Here is a 16099-nt window from a genome sequence, read left to right on the forward strand (position 1 = left end):
CGCCCTTGCGGGCGCGAGAGCGCGCAAGGGCGCTGCGGTCGACCAAACCACGGTTATCGCGCGTTATAAAAAGTGCTGTCCGCCGGGATGCTTTTGTTGACGAATGACATGGCCCCAATCGTGACGTTGTCACCGATTGAGAGGCTGTCGGCGATGATGCAGCTGTTCGCCCCAACGCTGACGTTGTCGCCAATCACCAGGTTGTACGCGTCCAGCCCCATAGTCTTTATGCCAATCGTTGTGTTTTGGCGAATGAAGAAATTTCGACCGATTTTAACGTAGCCGGTGATGACGACCCCAGGCAGGTGGCCGATACGGAAACCTGGCCCTATGTCGGCGTCGATGCTGATATCGACCCCGTACTTGAGATTGATTTTCCTCTCCATGCGCTTGGCATAGAGCCGCGAGAAACTATTTCCGCTATTCAGGTACTGGGCCAGCCTGAACCAGAATAAATACCGAAGGGTGTTGTTCCTTCTGATTCGTCTGAGGATATTGCTGATCAGCCCTATGCGGCTTCCCGGCTTTTTCTTGTTCGAGACTTCTGAGCGCCAGTGCTGGATCAAGGTGTCGAGAGTCATTGCGTTGTCTCCGCCCGATGTGGGGTCTGACGCGTCAGGCCCGCACCAGCACGTTCTTGAGTGTCTGAATCGCCCGCCACGTGCGGCTGTTGCGCAGTGCGTGGAGCTCGGCCTCGGCGCGGTCGGCGCGTTGGCGTGCGGCGTTGAGTTGATTTTCGATATCCATGACAGGGTGACTGAATTTGTGGCCTTGGCAGAACTGGAAGTTGTCCAGGTTGCACGGCGGGATGTCGAACGCAGGCTTGAGGTTCAGGTATTCCTCGGCCAGGTAGAAGGTGTTGAGACCGTCGAACATCACCGGGTGGTAACCGGCGTCGGTGACGATTTTTTCCCAGGTCTGGTCGCGGTTCCATGGGGTTTCGATGAGGATGATCCACGGTCGCCATTTGACGAAGTCCATGCCGCGCAGGACCGTTTCTTCGTGGCCTTCGACGTCGATTTTCAGGAAGTGGATCGGGCCTTTGACGTGTTCTTCGCAGATCGAGGCCAGGGTGCGGGACGCTACCGTCTGGGTCTGCACGTGCATGCCGGCGTCTTTGTGTTGCTGGGCGATGGCGGGGTCGAGGGTCGACAAACCGGTGTCGGCGACGCCGTAGAACGTCAGGGCCTCAGCGGTTTCGCCAGCGACGCATTGCAGGTTGATGTCTTTTGTCCGCTGTTGGCACAGAGCCTGGTGATACTCCTGAACGGGCTCGACGTTGATGCCGCTCCAGCCGTGGTCGTAGAACGCCCGGGTCACTGAGTCGTGGTTCGGATCATTGGCGCCGACATCGATGTAAAAGCCGTTCTCGATGATTTTCAGTGCGCGCCACAACCGGATGTCTTCGAAATTTTGTGCGTAAGAAATGAACGTCACGGTTTCTTCCTGATAGCTCGAAATACGTGGGAAATGGGCGTGCACGCTGTTTGTCGCAGCGGGGACCAGGTTCCGGAGTTTAGCGATCTTCGGTCAGAAAGTGTGCTGGCATAGCAGACAAATACGGGTGTGAGTGGCAGGCCCGTCGAGTGCTCGACGGGCCTGGTCTCGCGGATGGCGTCAGCCAGTTACACGCCGTTTTTAACGGCGTTGATCAAGGCCTGGCTCAGGACCTGCGCGGGAGCGACTTGCACGCTCTGGGTATAGAACGGCGGCAGGTTTTGGGCCAATTGCGACAGCTCTTGAGCCGTGGTGTTTCCTGGCAGCAACACGTATTGCAGGTTCGACGGGTAGCTTTGCGGCACTGGGCCTTCCATGGTCGAGCCGTATGCGCCGAAGGTCATCACCGCTTGGGGGGTGATGGGGTCTGGCGCGTAGAGGAAGACGAAGGTGCCGTATTTTGGGTGCGTCAGGTACTGCTCGGCCTGGGCACGTACCGCCGGGTCCGGGTCGTTCATCAGGGTCCAGCGCATGACCGCATAGCTGCGGGTGGTTTCCATGAATGCCGTGCGAATCGGTGACTGGTTTTCCACTCCACCCAGGCACACCAGCAGATTGCCGAAGGGATCAAGCAAGGCTACAGAGTTGAATACATTGGCTTGCTGGGCCGTTTTCAACAGGGGTGGCGCCAGTTCCGCGCCGGGGTCACGCGGGTTGGTTGAGGTTACGGTCAAGGCGTACGGACTCAATTTGGTCAATGCCTGGCGTACCGGACTGTTCGCTGGCAGCGTGGCCGGGTTTTTCAGCTGCGAAGGCTCAAGGCCGCTGTTGTTGCTCGCTTCGCGCACCGTGTTGACGCTGGCGGAGAAGATCGAACTGGTGAGGTAGTACGCCGCCGAGTCGATGGTCTGGCCGCCAAACACCGGGCTCATCGAGCCTTGATAAGGACGGCTGACAGGCGCGGCGACCGCGTAATAGGCCCAGGTTTTTTGCGCTTGTTGACGAATGTGCGGCGGCAACGACGGGAAGGTGAACTGGCTGTTGTAGTTGACCCCCGCGTAGTCATCGATCGCACTCACTGCGACGTTGAATCCGGCCGTGAGCAGAGCACCGGCGCACATGGCGCACGGGTCCAGTGTGGTCACGATGGTCAATTTGTCGGGCGACGGAAGCTTCAGCGATGCCGCTTTTTCATAGTACCAGTCCACCAATTGCCGCTCGCCATGGGCGGTCGGGTCATGAGGGAGGAAGTAGGTGGTTCCGCTCCCTGGAAAAGGCATTAACACGTTGTTGTGAAGTGCTGCGATGACTTCGCCCGTGGCGTTGTTGATGATGGCCCCGCCGACGGCGAAGGTTTTTTGAATGGCCGCGAGAATGGCCTGGTTGGCGACGGTATCGACTGCTTCCTGTGCACTGTTCAATGTGGTCATTTGTGTCCCAGCTCCTTGCTGTCCTGAGTGCCAGAGATTTCTGACGCCTGGCAACGATAGTTCAGGCAGAGGAGGTTGGTTATGACCTTTCGGTTTAACGCTTATGCACAACGGGGAGTTGTTTTGCCGCGTTTATGGCTGATTTTGTGGAGCAGTTCTCAATAAATCGCAACTGGCTGTTTTTTCGCCCGTTTTTTAACATGAACAAAAAATGACCAAGCGCTTTCATAGCCTAAAAGCCATGGATCCAAAGGCTCCTGGCAAGTTTCATCAACAGAGTTATCCACAGGCTGTTGATGGCTGTGGCGCAGGTTATGAGCGTTCGGCCAGCAGCATCAGGTTGCGCGGTGTCAGCGGGGTTTCGCAGAACACTCCCAAGCGAACCGCATAACCCTGTTCTTCGAGAAACAGCGCTCGGTCGAGTACCAGCCACAGCTCCAGCGGGCGCCGGAACAGACCGCGCAGCAGCTCCAGATTGCGCACCTGAGCCAGGCGTTGCCAACCTGCGGCTTCCAGTGCTGGCCAGTCTTGCTCGCCGACTGTGGATAAGTCTTTCAGTGCGGCCAGGTCGCGGCAGTAATCGACGAAGGGTTTATCCAGCCAGGCGCTGGGCAGCGATGGCGTTGGCAGGTAGTCGTCACAGTCGCGCAGTTGCCGTTGCAGCAGGTCGAAGGCCAGTCGGCGGGCCATGGACGTGTCGCGTTGACGTCGGACGCGGGCTCCGGCGGTGACGGTCTCGCTCAGTGGCAGCGCCAGATCGTCGAGGGACAGCTGTAGGCCAGAGCCTTTAGCCGCGTCGGACAGTGGCTGGTACTGGCGGGCGCTGATGCGGTTATAACAACAAGGCGCAATGGCCAGTTGTTTGCAGCCGGCCGCGCTGGCCAGTTGCATCAACCGCACATGCAAGTCACCGCAGGCGTGCAGGGCGACCGGCGTTTGATCGGCGTTCAGGCGCGCGGCCGCATCGGTGGCCATTACGTCTTGTTGAAGGTGATTGACCTCAAGGTGATGGTGTTGGCTCAGCGCCTGACCGCTGCTGATCAGCGCTGGGTCGTACTCCAGGCACGTCAGTTGTTGGCCGGCTTGCAGCAGGCGTCGTCCCAAATGACCTTTGCCTGAACACCAGTCCAGCCAGTGCCGGGGCTTTGCGGCAAATTGCAGGCAACCGGCGAAGGCTTCTATCTGCTGCCATTTGCGGCCCGGCACGTCGACGTTCAGCCGTCGGGTCGAAGGCTCCGTCATATGAGCCGGAAGCTCGCCTACAGCGCCGAGGGTGATGGCCTGCGCCGCCAGTCCTGGAAAAGGTGCGGGCGCCAGAAGCTGTTCGGGATGGTTGTGGCTGTTTTCCGCGTCTTCCAGTGAACGCTGGCGTAGCCAATCCGCCAGTTCTGGATATTCCGCTTCCCACGGCAGTTGCTGATGGGTAAACGGCCTCGGTCGCCAGAGCGCCTGGTATTTGGTCAGGAACTCGTCCAGCGCGTTGAAACGGGCGAGCAACTGCTCGCCCGCAAGCACCGGCCGATCAGCGGCCCTGGCAGGCATCGACGCGCAACCAGCGCTCCAGCAGCTTGAAGCCACGCACCAGGATGTAGGCCATCAACAGGTAGAACATGCCCGCCGCGAAGAAGATCTCCACCGGCAGGTAGGTTCGGGCAATGATGGTGCGGGCCATGCCGGTCAGTTCGAGCAAAGTCACGGTGCTGGCCAGGGCGCTGGCCTTGAGCATCAGGATCACTTCGTTGCTGTAGGCCGGCAGGCCGATGCGCGCGGCACGCGGCAGGATGATGTAGAGCAGCGCCTTGGGTCGCGACATGCCCAGCGCCCGAGCCGCTTCGATCTCGCCCGGCGGAATGGCCTGGATCGCCCCACGCAGGATCTCGGCGATGTAGGCCGCGGTGTGCAGGGTCATGGTGGCGGTGGCGCACCAAAACGGATCGCGCAGGTACGGCCACATCGCGCTCGCGCGGACCGCGTCGAACTGCGCCAGGCCGTAATAGACCAGGAACAACTGCACCAGCAAGGGTGTGCCACGGAAGAAAAAAATGTAGGCATACGGCAGAGAGCGCACGTACCAGAGCTTCGACGAACGGGCGATGCCCAGCGGAATCGCCAGCAACAAACCGAGGACGACGGCGATGGCCACCAGTTCCAGGGTCAGGGTCGCGCCCTGCGCCAGTTTCGGCAGCCATTTGAGGATGACTTCCCAGTTCATTGCGTGCTCCTCGCGAAGCCGCGAGCGGCGCGTTTTTCCAGCAGGTGCATACCGGTCATGGCCAGAATCGTCAGGCCCAGGTACATGAAGGCGGCGACCATGTAGAAGGTGAACGGCTGCTTGGTCATGGTCACGCCGTTTTGCGCGTGACGCATGATTTCTTCCAGGCCGATCACCGACACCAGCGCGGTGTCCTTCATCAGGATCATGAACAGGTTGCCCAGCCCTGGCAGGGCGATGCGCCACATCTGCGGCATGATCAGCCTGGTGAAAATCCGGAACTTCGACAGGCCCAAGGCTACGCCTGCTTCACGGTGACCTTTGGGGATCGCCAGGATCGCGCCACGGAAAACTTCTGTGGCATAGGCGCCGAAGCACAGGCCCAGGGCGATTACGCCGGCGGCGAAGGCATTGAGCGCGAGATCGGGGTTGCCGAAGAACTCGCCCAAGGCACGCATCAGGTTGACGGTGCCGAAGTAGATCAACAGCACCCAGAGCAATTCCGGGATACCGCGAACCAGGGTCGAGTAAGTGCCGCCAAGCCATTGCAAAGGCTTGTACGGGGAAGTCTTGGCCAAGGCGCCGAGCAGACCGAGCACCAGCCCCAGACACAACGCCGTGAGTGCCAGTTTGACGGTCATCAGCGCACCAGCGGCGAGCGCCGGGCCGAATCCGTAAAGATCGATAATCATGGATTTCTATTCAAGTTGCCGCAGGCATTGCCAAGGACCGGTACCGCTTCAGGCGGTGCCGGTCGGGCCAGTCAGAATCAATAGATGCTGAACGGGAAGTACTTGTCGTTGATTTTCTTGTACGTACCGTCAGAGACGATTTCTTTCAGCGCGGCATTCAGCTTGTTACGCAGTTCGTCCTGACCCTTGCGCACGGCAATGCCGATTTTGTCGCTTTCTACGACGGCGTCGCCTTTGAACTCGTAGTTTTTGCCTGCGTCGCTTTTCAGCCAATCGTAGTTGGCGTACTTGTCGGCGAGGATCGCATCGACACGACCGGAGGTCAGGTCCAGGTAGGCGTTTTCCTGCGTGTCATAGAGCTTGATGGTGACGTCGTCGCCGTAATTGTCCTCAAGCCAGGTGCCAGCCAGGGTGGCGCGCTGAGTGCCGATGATCTTGCCTTTGAGCGAGGCCTTGTCGGTTTTCAGGTCGACGTTTTTCGGTGCAATGAACTGTAGCTTGTTCGAGTAGTACGGGTCGGTGAAATCAACGGCCTGCTTGCGCTCCTCGGTGATCGACAGCGAGGAGACCAGGAAGTCGAACTTCTTGGCGTTCAGTGCCGGAATGATCCCGTCCCAGTCAGAGGTGACGACTTCGCACTCGACTTTCATCTTGGCGCACAGGGCGTCGCCGATGTCTTTGTCGAAGCCGACCACCTGACCGCTGGCATCTTTGTTGTTGAACGGTGGGTAAGCCGCTTCGATGCCCATTTTCAGCTTTTCGTCGGCCATCGCGTTGACCGAGAACACCAGTGTGGCGGCCGCGGCCAGGAGGATTTTTTTGTAAGTCTGCATGTAGGTAGCTCCGTTAGCGGTTGCTGGACATGAATTGTTTGCAGCGCGCCGAAAGCGGGTTTTCGAACACCTGCTGGGGCGATCCTTGCTCTTCTATGAGCCCCTGGTGCAAGAACACCACTTCACTGGACACCTGACGGGCGAAGCCCATTTCATGGGTGACCAACAGCATGGTGCGGCCTTCTTCGGCCAAGGCGCGGATCACGTTTAGTACTTCCTGAACCATTTCCGGGTCAAGCGCGGAAGTTGGCTCATCAAACAGAATCACTTTGGGTTGCATCGCCAGGGTGCGGGCAATCGCGGCACGTTGTTGCTGGCCGCCGGAGAGCTGCGCAGGGTAGGCATGGCGTTTGTCGGCGATGCCGACCTTGGCCAGCAAGGCTTCGGCGACTTCGATGGCCTCGGCTTTGCTCTGGCCGAGCACGCGGCGCGGCGCCTCGATGATGTTGTCGAGCACGCTCATGTGCGGCCACAGGTTAAAGTTTTGAAACACAAAACCGATTTCGCTGCGCAGGCGATTGATCTGTTTGCCGTCGGCGGCAACCAGTTCGCCGTTTTTTGCAGGCTTGAGCTTGAGCTCTTCGCCGGCCACCAGAATCTGACCCTGATTCGGGTTTTCCAACAGATTGATGCAACGAAGAAAAGTGGACTTGCCGGAACCGGAGGAACCCAGGATCGAGATCACATCGCCGTCGCGAGCGGTCAACGAGATGCCTTTAAGCACCTCAAGCTGGCCGTAGCGTTTGTGCAAGTTGCGGATTTCAAGCGCGGGCGCGGCCTCAGCCATGTGCGGTCCTCATTGTGTTCTGTTGTGCTTGTGCTGTTGGTCGGCGTTCCTGGCGAGGCGCCACGCTAGCATAGCGTTCGAATGGCGACCAACAGCCCCACGGGGCGTCGACGGGAAGTGTGTGAGCGGTTGTTGCATCAGCGCAGCAAACTGTCGCGCCATTAACAACCAAACACCCGTTTCAAGCCATGTCTGCGCGGGTGTCGCGTAAAAAAAGGCGCGATGGTGCCAGCTTTGGCCGGGTGTTGGAAGCGCTAACCGGACAAACGTTCCAGATCTGCACTTTTATTGTGCGTTATTGGTTTTTCGGTGTGTTTCTGGTGCGCGAATTCGTTCATGGAAGTGTGTGGCAGGGTAACGCTCTGGCTAAGTGCCATTAATTTCAATGACTTGCGATGACTGGTCAGTCGCCGTACAGCCCCCGGAAACGGGCGACGTGAAACATTTTGGCGCAATTATTGCGTGCAGAATCCAGAACGCCCCGTTGGCTTCTTTTTACGAGAAGGACGCCAAGCGGGATGGACGCAATCGCTTCTCCTTACAAAGGTAGTTTCAATGAGCAGTACCCAAAGCTCTAATGGCCTCGAACAGGGGCTCAAACCGCGCCATGTGACCATGTTGTCGATTGCCGGTGTTATTGGCGCCGGCCTGTTCGTTGGCTCGGGTCACGCCATCGCCGCCGCAGGCCCGGCCGTACTGTTGGCCTACGCTGCCGCCGGTATGCTGGTAGTGCTGGTCATGCGCATGCTTGGCGAAATGGCCGTTGCTTCTCCGGACACAGGCTCCTTCTCGACCTACGCCGATCGCGCTATCGGTCACTGGGCCGGTTTCACCATCGGCTGGCTCTACTGGTGGTTCTGGGTTCTGGTAATCCCGCTGGAGGCCAACGCCGCCGCGACTATCCTGCATGCCTGGTTCCCCAGCGTGGCCATCTGGGCATTTACCCTGATCATCACTTTGCTGCTGACAGTGACCAATCTGTTCAGCGTGAAGAACTACGGTGAGTTCGAATTCTGGTTCGCTCTGATCAAGGTCCTGGCGATCATCGGCTTCATTGTCCTCGGTGTCATGGCGGTCTTCGGCTTCCTGCCAAGCAGCCAGGTCAGCGGCGTTTCGCACCTGTTCGACACTCAGGGCTTCCTGCCAAACGGCATGGGCGCCGTATTGGGCGCCATCCTGACCACCATGTTTTCCTTCATGGGCACCGAGATCGTGACCATCGCGGCCGCGGAGTCGAAGAACCCTGGCCAGCAAATCTCCAAGGCCACCAATTCGGTGATCTGGCGGATTGGTTTGTTCTACCTCGTGTCGATCTTCATTGTTGTCGCACTGGTGCCGTGGAACGACCCGGTACTGGCGAGCGTCGGCTCCTATCAGACCGTGCTTGAGCGCATGGGCATCCCGAATGCCAAGCTGATCGTCGACATCGTGGTGCTGGTTGCTGTGACCAGCTGCCTGAACTCGGCGCTGTACACCTCATCCCGCATGATGTTCTCCCTGGGCAAGCGTGGTGATGCACCGGCCGTTTCCCAGCGCACCAACAAGAGCGGCACGCCGTACTGGGCCGTCATGTTGTCTACCTGCGCGGCGTTCCTCGCGGTGTTCGCCAACTACGTGGCCCCGGCTGCGGTGTTCGAATTCCTGCTGGCCAGCTCCGGCGCTATTGCGCTGTTGGTGTACCTGGTGATCGCGATTTCGCAACTGCGCATGCGCAAACAGCGCATGGCACGCGGCGAAAAAATCGCCTTCAGCATGTGGCTGTTCCCGGGCCTGACCTACGCGGTGATCGTATTCATCGTGGCGGCCCTGACCATCATGCTGTTTCAGGATGCCCATCGTGTGGAAATCCTTGCCACGGGGCTGTTGAGCCTTTTGGTGGTGGCTGCCGGTTTGTTTGTGGCTCGCCGTCGCAAACTGGAACAACGTGGCGCGGTCGTGTTGAGCTGATTCGCCCCGCGTAACGCAAAACGGCCGCTGTCAGGGATGACATGCGGCCGTTTTTGTTTTTGATGTAACGCTTTACGCGGATTTTTCGTCCTCGGCTTCCAGCGACTCGCGATAGCTGTCCAGCGCACTCCCGAAGTCGGTGATGAACTGCGGCTCTGTGAGCCAGGCCTGGGCGGCCTCGCGGTCCATGCCATCGGTCCACATGCGGTAGTCGATCAGCATGTCGGCGGCGAGGTGAGTGGCGGCCATGGCCTCGTTCTCGGCGTTTTCCATGTCCAGCAGTTCTGGATGGTCGTTGATGATCTCGCTGAGGTTCGACAGCAGGGTCAGCAGCATGTCGTTGCGGCTGATGGCCTCTGCTTCGCGCATTTTGCTGAACATCGCCAGGGTGTACTCAGGCATTTGCTCGCCTGGTGCGTTTGGGTCGTCATGCATGGCGATGGGTTTTCTGCCGCTGATGCGAATCTGCTTGGCTTTGATCTTGGCGCGTTTGGCGCGTTTCTGCTGCTTGTTCGTGGCGGCCATGTACTTCGTTCCGTATTCGTGTGGGAGAGCGCTGTCAGGTGGGTACGCTGCGTGGTACCAACCGTCCTGGCGTGTCGGGATGCAATTCGCCGTTCTGTAGCCAGGACAATGCAATGGGCCATAGTGTGGCTTGGTATGGGCTGCGAAAAAAGGCGAAATGTCCGACTTCCACTTCACCGATGTCTTCTGGGGCAATCCGTAGGTGCGTGTTGGCGCTGGCCTTGAAGTAGCCGAGCAGGCGCTCGATGGCGGCAACGGTGCCGTAGGGATCGTCGCTGAGGCTGATTGCTAGGGTTTGCGCGGTAACGGTGGCGAAGGGCAGCCCTTGGAGGGTTGCGGCGATTACGCGACCACTGGGGCGTTGTTCGTAGCGAGCGGCGGGAGTGCTCCAGTCGTGGACGACACCGGCTGGCGTATCTTCGAGCCAGCCGAGACGTTTACCGGGGAAGTAGCCGTAGAACCTCGTCATCAGCGGCATGACCAGGTGCCACTTGATGAACATCCGCCAGCGGCTGGCCGAGGCGTAATCTCGCCAGTAAGCGAACTGCGCGCCCACGGTGACCAGGCGCCGGATCACCTGCCCGGAAGCCGCCAGCCCTGCCGCGCAGCCACCGAAACTGTGACCGATCACATCGATAGGTTGACCGGGAAACTCTCGTGTCGCCCGCTGCAGCATGGCTTCGAAATCCAGCGCGCCCCAGTCCGACCAGGACGCCTTGAACCCGCGCAGTGAGGCGGGTCTGGATTCACCGATACCGCGGTAGTCGTAAGTAATGACGTCGAAGCCGTTGGCAAACAGGTAGTCGGCGAAACGAAAGTAATGCCGGCAGCGCACCGAGGTTGCTGCGTTGATGATCACGACCGGGCGGTTGGCATCCAGAAGGGCGTGTCGCCAGGTAAAACCAGCGAGGACAACGCCATCGGCCGCCGGTTCTTTGAATGATTCGCTGGGGCCGGTGGTTGGCAGCGGCAGTTCAATCTGGGTAGGTGACGACGGTGTCAGAATGGGCGTGTTCGACGGATCCATTGGATGAAGCCCTGGGCGCGGTTTGCTGCCAACGATAGTCTTCAAGTCGCGGAGGAACAATCTGCGGGCGGTTTTTAGTGGTGTAGCCACAACAAAGAACGGCCACTGTCATCGCTGACAGCGGCCGTTCCTTGGAGTCGCAGAATTACCGAGGCGATTTCACCAGCGCTTCGGAGGCGGCCACATAGTCAGCCTGGAACTGCGGGCTTTCGATCCATGCCAGAGCTTTGGCCTCGTCCGCTTCGGTCGACCACTGGCGATACTCGATCAGTGCCGCGAGGATGAAGTCGGTGGCGCCTTCTTCGCCTTCCTGTTCCAGCACCAGTTCCAGCAGCGGGTCTTCCAGGAAAGCAGTGCACAGCGCTTGCTGGCTGGTTTTCTCGGCGGTGCGCATTCTTTCGAACATTTCGGACAAGTCCACCGACTCAAAATCGATGCGCTCATCGTTCGGGTCCAGTTCGACCGGAGCAGTGGCGCGCTGCACGCGATTTTGTTTGGCCTTGGCTTTGGCGCGTTGGGTTCTTTTGTGCTGCTTGTTCGCCGATGCCATGGGCTTCGATCCTTAGTTCAGGAGCAAGGGGAGGGCGCTATTGAAGCGCAGGTCGGCGAATTTCCCAAGGGTGGATTGTTCGATTGTCCTTGATAGCGGCTTGACGGGCGAACTGGCTGACAACCGGCAGTTGTATCGGTGGCAGCTTTCACAACCAATTGATCTAAACGAACGGTCTGCAAGGGAAGTCTTAAAAGTGAAAGCAGTGCACTAACCTGTTTTCGGCTTGGGCCGTGATGCAGGGGATAGCACCGGGTGTCACCGTTTTATGGCATCGGCTTCATGGGTGGCATCGAATTCGTTGGACTCGCTACGGGTCCGGGAGTCGTCATCATGAGATCCTTGCGTTTACTTACGCTATCAGGCGTTGTTCTGGTCGGGCTTACCGGCTTGCTTGCCTCCAGTGTTCAGGCGGAGGTCTGCCGTGGCCCAATTGATCCGTCGGGCGTGCAACTGGAGCAGCAACAACAGAACGGAGTGAACTTCATGTTCGGTGGTATCGGTTGGGATGAATCGTGCGCAATTCAACGGATCGGGGGTTATAACCTGCACATGACTTTTTCAACTGGACGGGCCAATGAGTACGTGCCTGACGTCAAGGTGGCCATTCAGGGTCCAAAAGGTCATGAAGTGCTGACGCTGGATGAAGCGGGCCCTATTGTTTTGACTCGGTTACCCGCTGGCAAGTACGTCGTCGTGACAGAGCGTAATGGTCACGAAGTGCGTCACACGATTGATCTCAGGGACGGTGGCGTTCGTACCCTGAACATCCACTGGAGTGATGCGAGCTGACAATAGAGTTTGCAGGTCAATTAAAAAAACGCAGGCAACAAAAAACCCGCACGAGGCGGGTTTTTTGTGGGCTTTCACGTGATGTTGACACCACATGAAAGCTGAATGTGGTGCCCAGAGACGGAATCGAACCGCCGACACGGGGATTTTCAATCCCCTGCTCTACCGACTGAGCTATCTGGGCAACGGGGCGCATTAAACGGGTTTTTCAGGGGGTCGTCAAGCAAGTTTTCAAAAAATATTTAATTATTACCGTCGCTTACGATCCAACCCCCATTTTTACGGGATTACTCGGCAGGTGGAACGTAGCCTTCGGCCTTGGCGTATTCCTCGCCGGAGAAGTACTTGTCCATCTCGCCCTGAAGATACTTGCGGTCTTCGGCGTTCATCATGTTCAGGCGTTTTTCGTTGATCAGCAGGGTCTGGTGTTTTTGCCAGTCGGCCCAGGCCTTGGCCGAGACGTGGTCAAAAATGTCCTGGCCTTTGGCACCCGGGAATGGAGCGCGCTCCAGGGCGGGCAGTTCTTCTTTGTACTTGCGGCACATGATGGTGCGGGTCATGACGACTCTCCTGCGTTCAATACGTCGGCCGCGCGCTTCAGCAGCTTTTTCACCGGAGCGGCAAGACCCAGGCGCGGCGGGGTGGCGAGGTTATACCAGAGCCAGTCGGCCTCGGCCACGTGATGGCCGACCTCCTGGACCTGGACCAGCCAGGGTTCGATAGCCAGTTGGAAATGGCTGAAGGTGTGCACCAGGCTTTGCAGTTCTACGGGCTTGCCCAGTTCCAGCGAGTGTTGCAGCGCCAGATGTTCCAGATCGTCGAGGTCGTCGAGTTCCGGCAGGCTCCACAAACCGCCCCACAAGCCCGTGGAAGGGCGGCGGTAAAGCAGAATGGCGCCGTCGCGGTTGGCGAGCATCGGCATCAGCGTGCGCTTCTGTGGCACGGTTTTGCGCGGTTTGGGGATCGGGTAGCGCGTCTCCAGACCGAGCATGTGCGCTTCGCAGCCCTTTTCCAGTGGGCACAGCAGGCAACTCGGCTTGCTGCGGGTGCAGAGCGTGGCGCCCAGGTCCATCATCGCTTGGGTGTAGGCGTTGACCCGATCGTAAGGCGTGAAGCGCTCAGCGTTGGCCCACAGCTGTTTGGCAACCTTTGGCTCGCCGGGGTAACCCTCTTGCGCGGTAAAGCGTGCCAGCACCCGTTTGACGTTGCCGTCGAGGATCGGCGCGCGCAGGCCCATGCTCAGGCTGGCAATGGCGCCAGCGGTGGACAGGCCGATGCCTGGCAAGTCAGTCAGCTTTTCCACATCCCGAGGAAACTCGCCGCCGTACTCGGCAACGACGATCTTCGCGGTCTTTTGCAAGTTGCGAGCGCGGGTGTAGTAACCCAGCCCGGTCCACAGATGCAGCACTTCATCTTCCGGTGCGGCGGCCAGGGCTTCGACTGTTGGCAATGAAGCCATGAAGCGGTCGAAGTAGTTCAGCACGGTGCTGACCTGGGTCTGCTGCAGCATGATCTCCGAGACCCATACCCGATACGGGGTGATGCCCTGTTGCCAGGGCAGGTCGTGGCGGCCGTGGCGGTCGTACCAGTCCAGCACCGCCGTTGAAAACTGCTCGGCTCTCATCGTTTGAACAGCCCCTTGAGGGTATTTTTCAGTTCTGGACTGACTTTGTCGCCAAGCTTCTCTTCGAGTTTCTCACCGAGCTTGTCGCCAGCCAGTTTGCTCGCCACCTGACCGAGACGTTCACTGTCCAGGCGGCAGGCCTTGGCACCGAGTTCCAGCGGCCCACGGCAGCGCAATGGCCACTCGATACTGGCGTAGCGCTCGTTGACCTGGCAGGCAGGGTCCGGCATGTCGCTCTTGTCACCTTCGACGATGACGCCAACGCGGTAATCCATGCCCAGCACGCGCAGGTCGACGTCACCGCTACCGCTGACGATCATGCCCGGGATGCGTACTTTCAGGTCCGGATTACTGGCCACGCCATTACGCAACGTCAGGTTGCCCTTGAACTCCTGGAAGGGCGTGTCCTTGCCGCGCGGTTCGCTGCTGAGGGATTTGTGGTTCAGGGTGGCAATGCCTTTGCACAGTTGTTGCTCGAGGTTGGCGTTGAGTAGCACGCCGTTGTTGAGCACGAAGCTGGCAGTGCCGTTGAGGCTGTCGATCAGCGTTTTCTGGCTATTGCCGCTGGCGGTCAGGTTGCTGTTGAGCGTTACCAGGCCTTTGACCGGCGGGGTTTTCCCTTGGCTTTCGAGAATCTTTTCCGCCGGGACCCGGCTGATCTGCGTATGCATGCTCAGCAGCGGTACGGGCTGGCGTACATCCAACGTGCCCTTGGCGTCGAAGTTGCCGTTGTAGAGATCGCCACGCAGGTTTTCCAGGGTCAGCAGGCCACCTTGGGCAGTAGCTTTCAGCGCTGCGTTCTGGATCGGCAGCTTGCCGAGGGTCAGTTGGCCGAAGGTCAGGTCAGCGTCCAGATCCAGTTTGCTCAAGCGCTCCGCTGGAATCAGTTTGTCGCTGCTCCAGGCCCCTTTGGTGGGGGCGTTCGGCAACGGCGTGCTGCCGACGCCGGCCAGCGCGTCGGCCTCGGTGCTTTTGACTTCCGACTGGCGGGCCACTGTGGCGCTGTTGGCTTCGGCGGATGTTGGCGGCAGATAGCGATCAGCGTCGAAGGTGTCGCCCTTGAGCTGCACGCGCAACGATTGCTTGGCAAAATCCTCGACGGCGATACGCCCGCTGAAGCTGCTGTCGTCGACTTTCAGGTTGATGTTGTCCAACACCACGCTGGTCGGGGTGCCCGCCAAACGGCTGACCAGCTCGACTTTGCTCAGGCTGTCCTCGGCCATGGCCGGGAGTTTCTGACCGATGCTGTCGACAAATTTCGCCAGGTCGAATTGGGCGATCGACACGCCGCCGCTGATCTGCGGGGTTTTGTCCAGGTCGTTGACTTTCAGTTCGCCCAAGGCGCGCAACTGGTTGGCGGAGATCTTGATCCCGGTCCACTCGGCGACGTTCGCCGCTTTATCCAGCGACAGTTGACCTTGAGCTGAAAAGGTCACGGCTTTGCCTTGCAGCGGTTCACCGGTGATTTCGCCGGTGAGTTTCATGTCTTCGAACTTGTAGCGCTGGAGGGCGCGTTCGAAACGCAGATCGCCGTTGAGTTCGGTACGCACCCGCACATCCGGCTGGTTGCTGCTCAGGAACGCGGTGAGCTTGACCTGAATGTCGGTCGCGTCGTGCACCGGGCCGGTGCTCAGTTGGATGCTTTCGGCGCTGAACTGCCTGCCGGTGCGCTCATCGTTGTATTCAACCCGAGCGTTGTTCACGGTCAGGCTGTCGATGTCCAGACGAACCGGTTGGGCCGGTTTTTCCGGGGCGGCGGGTATTTCGGCGGTCGGTTCGCTGGTGCCGGTGACCGGCGCATCTGCCTTGGCGGCTACAGGTGGGACCTTGCCGATGTCTTCCCAGTTGCCGTGGCCATCCTTGTCGCGGTTGAGGCGCAGGTTCAGGCCCTCGACGCGGACATCGCTCATCTGCACTTCACGGCGCAGCAACGGCAGCACCCGCACGGACAGGCCGAGCATTTGCAGGTCGGCAAACGGTTGGGTCGGGTTGGCCAGGGTCGCGACGCTGGCTTCGTGCAGTTCAAGGCCGAGCCAGGGGAACAGGCTCCAGCCGATATCGCCATTGAGCGTCAGCTCGATGTGGGCCTTGTCGCGGGCAATCTGGCGAATCTCGTCTTTGTAGTCGTTGGGATCGAAGAGGTGGGTCAGGGCAAAGCCCAGCGCCACAATGATCAGCAACAGCCCGAGAAGCACCAGACCCAGGATTTTGCCGAACGCTTTCATGGGCGAGTCCTTGTAATG

16 protein-coding genes and 1 tRNA gene are annotated in these 16099 nt (G+C 59.2%); 2 read left to right on the top strand and 15 right to left on the bottom strand.

Features of this window, described 5'->3' with window-relative positions:
* Positions 1–53 precede the first annotated feature (53 nt).
* The 8 genes from NTD87_RS05500 to NTD87_RS05535 all read right to left on the bottom strand — a co-directional run bounded on the left by NTD87_RS05500 (position 54) and on the right by NTD87_RS05535 (position 7391).
* On the bottom strand, positions 54–581 hold the full coding sequence (locus tag NTD87_RS05500) for a serine acetyltransferase (protein ID WP_262112437.1): 528 nt from the start codon (positions 579–581) through the stop codon (positions 54–56).
* Positions 582–615: 34 nt separating this feature from the next.
* Positions 616–1437, bottom strand: a complete 822-nt coding sequence (locus NTD87_RS05505) for an FkbM family methyltransferase (protein WP_262112439.1) — start codon at positions 1435–1437, stop codon at positions 616–618.
* A 188-nt stretch (positions 1438–1625) separates the two neighbouring features.
* Positions 1626–2867, bottom strand: a complete 1242-nt coding sequence (locus tag NTD87_RS05510) for a nucleoside deaminase (RefSeq protein WP_262112441.1) — start codon at positions 2865–2867, stop codon at positions 1626–1628.
* Between the two features lie 312 nt (positions 2868–3179).
* The gene (locus NTD87_RS05515; protein WP_262112443.1) at positions 3180–4409 is read right to left on the bottom strand and encodes an SAM-dependent methyltransferase; all 1230 of its coding nucleotides are present in this window, start codon (positions 4407–4409) and stop codon (positions 3180–3182) included.
* The gene (locus tag NTD87_RS05520) at positions 4390–5079 is read right to left on the bottom strand and encodes an ABC transporter permease (RefSeq protein WP_262112445.1); all 690 of its coding nucleotides are present in this window, start codon (positions 5077–5079) and stop codon (positions 4390–4392) included. The genes NTD87_RS05515 and NTD87_RS05520 overlap by 20 nt, the downstream gene beginning before the upstream one ends.
* Entirely contained in the window at positions 5076–5771 is a 696-nt protein-coding gene (locus tag NTD87_RS05525) for an ABC transporter permease (protein WP_262112447.1), read from the bottom strand. The genes NTD87_RS05520 and NTD87_RS05525 overlap by 4 nt, the downstream gene beginning before the upstream one ends.
* A gap of 77 nt (positions 5772–5848) precedes the next feature.
* Positions 5849–6604, bottom strand: a complete 756-nt coding sequence (locus NTD87_RS05530; RefSeq protein ID WP_262112449.1) for an ABC transporter substrate-binding protein — start codon at positions 6602–6604, stop codon at positions 5849–5851.
* 13 nt (positions 6605–6617) lie between these two features.
* Positions 6618–7391, bottom strand: a complete 774-nt coding sequence (locus tag NTD87_RS05535) for an ABC transporter ATP-binding protein (RefSeq protein WP_262112451.1) — start codon at positions 7389–7391, stop codon at positions 6618–6620.
* Between the two features lie 555 nt (positions 7392–7946).
* Here NTD87_RS05535 and gabP point away from each other — a divergent pair.
* Complete coding sequence (gabP, locus tag NTD87_RS05540) at positions 7947–9338, top strand: GABA permease (protein WP_262112452.1); 1392 nt, start codon at positions 7947–7949, stop codon at positions 9336–9338.
* 72 nt (positions 9339–9410) lie between these two features.
* Here the strand turns inward: gabP and NTD87_RS05545 are convergent, their stop codons facing one another.
* The 3 genes from NTD87_RS05545 to NTD87_RS05555 form a co-directional block, all read right to left on the bottom strand.
* The gene (locus tag NTD87_RS05545; protein ID WP_262112455.1) at positions 9411–9863 is read right to left on the bottom strand and encodes a hypothetical protein; all 453 of its coding nucleotides are present in this window, start codon (positions 9861–9863) and stop codon (positions 9411–9413) included.
* Positions 9864–9897: 34 nt separating this feature from the next.
* Positions 9898–10890, bottom strand: a complete 993-nt coding sequence (locus NTD87_RS05550) for an alpha/beta fold hydrolase (protein WP_262112456.1) — start codon at positions 10888–10890, stop codon at positions 9898–9900.
* A gap of 145 nt (positions 10891–11035) precedes the next feature.
* Positions 11036–11440, bottom strand: coding sequence for a hypothetical protein (locus NTD87_RS05555; RefSeq protein ID WP_262112458.1), 405 nt, complete (start codon positions 11438–11440; stop codon positions 11036–11038).
* Between the two features lie 333 nt (positions 11441–11773).
* Between NTD87_RS05555 and NTD87_RS05560 the strand changes: the two genes are divergently transcribed.
* A complete protein-coding gene (locus NTD87_RS05560; RefSeq protein ID WP_262112645.1) occupies positions 11774–12232 on the top strand; it encodes a carboxypeptidase-like regulatory domain-containing protein in 459 nt (152 codons plus the stop codon).
* A gap of 108 nt (positions 12233–12340) precedes the next feature.
* Here NTD87_RS05560 and NTD87_RS05565 read toward each other — a convergent pair.
* The 4 genes from NTD87_RS05565 to NTD87_RS05580 form a co-directional block, all read right to left on the bottom strand.
* Positions 12341–12416: transfer RNA gene (locus NTD87_RS05565), tRNA-Phe, on the bottom strand.
* Positions 12417–12519: 103 nt separating this feature from the next.
* Positions 12520–12792, bottom strand: a complete 273-nt coding sequence (locus tag NTD87_RS05570) for an oxidative damage protection protein (RefSeq protein WP_008024947.1) — start codon at positions 12790–12792, stop codon at positions 12520–12522.
* Positions 12789–13856: an A/G-specific adenine glycosylase gene (mutY, locus tag NTD87_RS05575; RefSeq protein ID WP_262112460.1), complete on the bottom strand. Its 1068-nt coding sequence runs from the start codon at positions 13854–13856 to the stop codon at positions 12789–12791. Before mutY ends, NTD87_RS05570 begins: the two co-directional genes overlap by 4 nt.
* On the bottom strand, positions 13853–16081 hold the full coding sequence (locus NTD87_RS05580) for an AsmA family protein (protein WP_262112461.1): 2229 nt from the start codon (positions 16079–16081) through the stop codon (positions 13853–13855). The genes mutY and NTD87_RS05580 overlap by 4 nt, the downstream gene beginning before the upstream one ends.
* Positions 16082–16099 lie beyond the last annotated feature (18 nt).

This window comes from Pseudomonas sp. 6D_7.1_Bac1 (assembly GCF_025465945.1).
Classification (GTDB): Bacteria; Pseudomonadota; Gammaproteobacteria; order Pseudomonadales; family Pseudomonadaceae; genus Aquipseudomonas.